The sequence below is a fragment of the Caballeronia sp. M23-90 genome, from assembly GCF_053574605.1.
Map to the genome: position 1 here is coordinate 1 of NZ_JBSIPA010000402.1, position 6,017 is coordinate 6,017.

The following is a 6,017-nucleotide window of genomic DNA, read 5'->3' on the forward strand; positions in this document are numbered from 1 at the left end:
TGGTGAGCCGCGTACGAGGCTCGCCCGATACCTATAAACCCGGCGTCGTGCGCCAGTTCAGCGTCGCGGACAACGACAGCAACGAGCTCTGGCCGATAGAAACCGTCGGCGACGAAAACGTGCAAGCCCACGACGGCACCATCTTTTTCCCCCGCGTTGGCCGCGTGCAGGCTCTCGGCAAGACGCCGCAGCAATTGCAGGCAGCGCTTACGCAAGGTTTGTCGAAGACCATCCGCAATCCGCAGCTCGACGTGCGCGTGTCCGGCTTCTACAGCAAGCAGGTACAAGTCACCGGCGACCTGAAGACACCTTCATCCATGCCGATCACCGACGTGCCGCTGTCCGTTATCGATGCGATCAACCGCTCGGGCGGTGCAAATGCCGACGCCGATCTGCAGAACGTAGGCGTCACCCGTGACGGCAAGCGCTATGCAGTCGATGTCGCCGCCCTCCTCGATCGCGGCGATATCCAGCAGAACGTGTTGCTGCAGGATGACGACATCATCGATGTGCCGGATCGCACCAAGAGCCGTGTGTTTGTGCTCGGCGAACTCGCAAAGCCGCAAACCATTCCGATGAACCGCGGCCGCTTGACACTCGCCGATGCACTTGCGAACGCCAACAGCATCGACCCGCGTTCGGCTGACCCGCGTCAGATCTACGTGATCCGCGCACCGGAACAATCGGCAAAGGGCGGCATGATCAAGACCGCCGCATTGACGCCGGCCAATGGCAGCGCAATGCCGGGCTCACGTCCGCTCGATCTCAGCGTGTACAAGCTCGACATGACGCAAGTCGATGCGCTGATGCTGATGACACAATTCGAGTTGCATCCGCGTGACGTGATCTACGTGCAAGTTGCCAGCGCTGCCCGCTTCAACCGCGTGCTCGAGCAAATCTCGCCGACGATCCAGACGCTGTTCTACACCATCCAAACGACCCGCTAACAACGCGTCATGTGTCATGCCTGGAGTGCGACATGAGTACTTATGAAATGCTGGAGCATTCGCCCGCGCAAGCCAAGGACGAAGAGTTCGTCTTGCGCGACCTCGTGCGGATGATCACGGACCAGATCTGGTGGGTGCTGGGCATTGCGCTCGGCATCTTGCTGGCCGCCGTGCTGTACGCAAAGCTGTCGACCCCGATCTATTCCGCCGATGCCCTTGTACAGGTCGATACGCCGAATACCAGTTCGACGAGCAACAATCAGGGTTCGCTTTCCGCAGCGTTGACGCCGAGCGGCGGATCGTTGCACGCGGACTCCGAGATCGAGATCATCAAGAGCCGCACGGTGATCGAACCTGTTGTTGATCAGTTCAATTTGAACTTCAGCACCGAGTCCAACGTGATGCCGTTTATTGGGCGCATCACGCCGTTGTTCGCACGCAGGGGACATCCGCTGCCTGCGGTGTTGGGACTCGACACCTACGCATGGGGCGGCGAAGAGTTCAAGGTGGACTCGATCACGGTTCCTGCGATGCTGCAAGACCAGCGCCTCACGTTGCGTGCGCTGGGTCAAGGCCGCTACGCATTGCTCGATTCCCAAAACCACGAACTGCTTCAGGGTCTCGCCGGCAACATGGCGAAGGGTAATGGCATCACGCTGCTCGTAAGCCAGCTCGTGGCTCGTGCTGGCACCGAATTCTTCGTGACGCGTGCCTCGCAGCTCGAAGCCGTGCAAGCGTTCGGATCCGGCATGCAGGTGGCCGAGAAAGGCAAGGACACGGGCATAATTCAGATCTCGTACAGCGGCTCGCAACCCCTCTATATCACCCAGGTCGCAAACGCGCTTGCCGCTTCATACTTGAAGCAGCGTACGGAACGTGCGCAGGAAGAAGCGAACCGCATGCTCACCTTCCTGAACAACGAACTGCCGCGAGTGCGTGACGAGTTGCATGCAAGCGAGACCGCACTGGCGCAGTATCAGACGGCGGCCGGCTCGTTCCAGCCGACGCAGGAAGCGCAGACGTATTTGTCGGGTGGCCTCGATTACGAACGCCAGATCGCTGCGCTGCGTATGCAACGCGTTCAGTTGCTGCAACGCTTCACTGATGGCGCCGACGAAGTCCGTGCAGTCGACGCGCAACTTGCCGCGCTCAACGTCGAGAAATCGCGCTTCGATAACCAGTTCAAGACGCTGCCGGGTTCGGAGCGTCAGGCGGTATCGCTGCAACGCGAAGCCAAGGTCAACTCGGAGATCTACGTCGCGCTGCTGAACAAGACGCAGGAGCTTTCGATCAGCCGTGCGGGAACGGTCGGCAACGTGCATATCGTCGATATGGCGCTCGTGCCTTCGCAACCTGTCAAGCCCAAGGCTGCGCTGATCATTGCCGCGGGCGGTCTGCTTGGCGTGATTGCCGGCGTTGTGTTCGCCTTCGTGCGCCGTTCATTCTTCGCTGGTGTGGATGATCCGGAACTCGTCGAGCGCCGCTTCAACCTGCCTATCTTCGGCGCGATTCCCTTTAGCGCAGAACAAGCCAGGCTGGATCGTGTGCGCCTCGATCGTCCGATGGCATTGCCGTCGTCGTCGGCCAAGGGTGGCATGAAGCGTCTGGGCACGCAGTCTGTAGGCGATTCGATGGGTACCACGCTCGGGCTTTCCACCAAGACCCCTGTGGCCATGGCGCTTCAGAACGCTACGGTGCTGCCGGCGGCCAACACTGGCAAGCAACCGTTGCTCTCGACCACGCATCCCTTCGATACATCCATTGAAGGTCTTCGCGGACTTCGCGCCACGCTGCAATTCGCACTGGTCGATGCACCCAACCGCGTGATCGCGATCACGAGCCCGGCGCCGTCGGACGGCAAGAGCTTCCTCGCGGCCAACCTTGCGGCATTGCTCGCGGAGTCGGGCAAGCGCGTATTGCTGATCGATGCCGATCTGCGCCGTGGCCGTCTTGCTCACTATATGGGGAAGTCATCGAATGGTGGTCTTACCGAGCTGCTTACGGGACAGACCGACTTCGAGATGGCTGCACGTGAGACCGGTGTGAATGGACTGCACTTCATTGGTTCGGGTGCGCATCCGCCGAATCCGTCGGAGATTTTGACGTCGAGCCGGTTTGCTACGTTGCTGCAGGCCTTTGAGAAACAGTTCGATCTGGTGATTGTCGATACGCCGCCGTTGCTGGCTGTGCCGGATGCTGCGGTGATCGCGAGCCTGGCTGGATCGACGGTGCTCGTGATGCGTTCGGGGGCTCACTCTGAGAAGAATATTGCAGATGCGCTGAAGAAGCTCAAGCGCGCTCGCGCCAGGGTTGTGGGTGGTGTGTTGAATGCGATGCCGGCTAAGAGCGGTGGTCGTAAGGGGACTTATGACTATGCCTACGCTTATACGTATTCGAGCGATCCGGCCGCTGTTGATGTGAAGCATTGAACGCAGGTGGGGGAGTGTTTTTTCATTAGGTCATGAGATAGCCAGAAGGCTGCTAGTAGCCAAGGGTGCCCGCGGAAGCGGGCATTTGGTTTTGGGGGGTGAAGTAAGCAACATGGCTTTGTTTTTAGACTGTCTACTCGGGGAAGCAGGACACGTAACTCTCAATCGACACTTGGACATTGCGGAACTATCTGCCTGCGCGGCAGTGAATAAGTCAGCACCGAATCAGAACGCAGTAAGCGATTTCTAAGCTACCTGCGCGGCAGCAAACTGCTGCGCACCGACTCAAGCCCGCCCGCGATTTTTCTAAGCTGCCTGCGCGGCAGCAAACGGAGTCAGCGAAGACGCGACACCCGTTGTGCTTTTCTAAGCTGCCTGCGCGGAAGCAAACTTCCGCTACGCGCCAATGCCGGGAAATTCCAATTTCTAAGCTGCCTGCGCGGCAGCAAACAAATCGGACGACTCGCGCAAAAGCGTGCTCGATTTCTAAGCTGCCTGCGCGGCAGCAAACGGACTGCGCCATCCGTGCGCTGGAGGACGAATCTTTCTACGCTGCCTGCGCGGCAGCAAAAACCTGCATGGCCGCGAGAACTGCCGCTTCGTAATTTTCTAAGCTGCCTGCGCGGCAGCAAACCGCTGGAAATGACCCTTATTGTCTGACGATCGTTTCTAAGCTGCCTGCGCGGCAGCAAACAAAACTGATTCGCCATTTGTCACGCGTGTCCTTTTCTAAGCTGCCTGCGCGGCAGCAAACCAGAGAACGAGCACTTGCTAGTGGAGCTGTCTCTTTCTAAGCTGCCTGCGCGGCAGCAAACGTCCTTGAGCTCGACGCGCCGTTGATCGTCAATTTCTAAGCTGCCTGCGCGGCAGCAAACGGTGTTCACCAAGTCGCTGAATACGGCCCACTTTTCTAAGCTGCCTGCGCGGCAGCAAACTCCCGACAATTTCGACGATATGGGCTCGATGGTTTCTAAGCTGCCTGCGCGGCAGCAAACAGGCGTACGGCCTAAAGGTCGAGCCGAGCGACTTTCTAAGCTGCCTGCGCGGCAGCAAACCCGGTTGGAATAACACCAAGGAATATAACGAATTTCTAAGCTGCCTGCGCGGCAGCAAACTAGACGAACCTTACCTTAACGCATTGATTCCAAAGAACAACCCGACGGGCACCGCATTTTACCCAAATCACTGCCCCATCGCTAACCCGTTGATTTACCAACGACCTAAAACCAATCCAGAAAAAAGGGTCTAGAAACACGGCACGCTTGCTCCCTGACTCAAACCATAATTATTAAACGTTCCCGACGGTCCCACCGGCACCGCAGCCTGCTCAATAACCACGCAAAATGGCTGACCGAACAGGCAGAGCGCGGCGAAGGCGCACTTGCGAGTGGCGAACCACGGCGTGTCAGACGATTCATGCGCACTGGCCGGAGCACTCCGATCACCCGCCGCTTCGGCTTTGCCCTGTGCGCTCACGAACTCGGCAACCGCCATCATCATGCCGTGCAGACCACTGAACACTAACCGGAAACGACCCTGATTCATGCTTCTCTCTCTTGTTGTTGCTATTGTTTTTATGCGGACTCGGACCGCGTGCTGGCTCGGAATATCAGCTCCATGCCGTTCGGAAAGCCGTTCGTTCTGGCGCAATATGCGTCGATACCCGCTGAGTTGATCGCGTTACGAGCTGTGCTAAATCCGATCGCGTCCAAAAAGGATTGTCTTCGGCGACCGCGAAAGCAACCGGCACGGTTCGCAAATCGGAATTCTGTCGTCCGGGATCAAATCGTTCCTACTGCGAAGCAACGTACGAAACCTGTTGTGCAACCAATAGGAATACTCCGAGCGGGGCGAAATCTTAATCCCCAAGCCCACATTAGCCAGCTCAGTAATTTCTTAAATTACGTGAAGTGATTCCACTAGTTGTTATCAACGTCAAGTTGAAGTAATCCACTTCAGTTGATCTCGACGAAGGATGGCGGGTTGCGTTTAAAACTGGTGCGCCCGCGCGCACACGTCTGATTGCGCAGCAGCCTTCGAGCACAGTGGGTTTTGAGTTGCCTGCGCGGCAGCAAACGTCTGCAACTCACAGTCCGACACAACAACATTTTTCTGAGCTGCCTGTGCGGCAGCAAACCCTGTCGTCGTGATGACTATCTGGACCATGTTTTTCTAAGGTGCCTGCGCGGCAGCAAACGACCCATGGCCTCGATGGCTGCGATCGACTCATTTCTAAGCTGCTTGCGCGGCAGCAAACAACGAGTGGTGGAAACTGCCGTAACGCTCAACTTTCTAAGCTGCCTGCGCGGCAGCAAACTCTGGATCATCGCAGCTACCATGTGCCGGATTTTTCTAAGCTGCCTGCGCGGCAGCAAACATCCAGCGTAGTTATCGCTTTCGACTTCGAGCTTTCTAAGCTGCCTGCGCGGCAGCAAACCGCGACCTAGGCGACTATCCAGACTCGAAGCTTTTCTAAGCTGCCTGCGCGGCAGCAAACCCCACAAAAATCGATAGCTGCGTATTCCACGCAAAGTGAATGGCCATTCCACGGCAAAGTGAATCGTGATTCCAAGGCAAAGCGAACAGGAATTCCACGTCATCGCGAACAAACGGAGCGCAGCGACGCGGGGCCTTTGCTATT

General features: G+C 57.6%; 3 protein-coding genes and 2 CRISPR repeat arrays. Of the genes, 2 read left to right on the forward strand and 1 reads right to left on the reverse strand.

All coding sequences use genetic code 11. The annotated features are described in order from the left end of the window. A partial coding sequence (locus tag ACRXB1_RS28205) for a polysaccharide biosynthesis/export family protein (protein WP_449493898.1) occupies window positions 1–947 on the forward strand: 947 nt, incomplete at its 5' end. A gap of 32 nt (window positions 948–979) precedes the next feature. Then, window positions 980–3,376 carry a polysaccharide biosynthesis tyrosine autokinase gene (locus ACRXB1_RS28210; RefSeq protein ID WP_449493899.1) on the forward strand — a complete coding sequence of 799 codons (2,397 nt, stop codon included), beginning with the start codon at window positions 980–982 and terminating at the stop codon, window positions 3,374–3,376. A gap of 243 nt (window positions 3,377–3,619) precedes the next feature. Next, a CRISPR array of direct repeats spans window positions 3,620–4,492; the repeat unit is 28 nt; unit sequence TTTCTAAGCTGCCTGCGCGGCAGCAAAC. 129 nt (window positions 4,493–4,621) lie between these two features. Here ACRXB1_RS28210 and ACRXB1_RS28215 read toward each other — a convergent pair. Continuing rightward, the gene (locus tag ACRXB1_RS28215; RefSeq protein WP_449493900.1) at window positions 4,622–4,921 is read right to left on the reverse strand and encodes an ESPR-type extended signal peptide-containing protein; all 300 of its coding nucleotides are present in this window, start codon (window positions 4,919–4,921) and stop codon (window positions 4,622–4,624) included. A gap of 504 nt (window positions 4,922–5,425) precedes the next feature. After that, a CRISPR array of direct repeats spans window positions 5,426–5,873; the repeat unit is 28 nt; unit sequence TTTCTAAGCTGCCTGCGCGGCAGCAAAC. The last annotated feature ends 144 nt before the right edge of the window (window positions 5,874–6,017 follow it).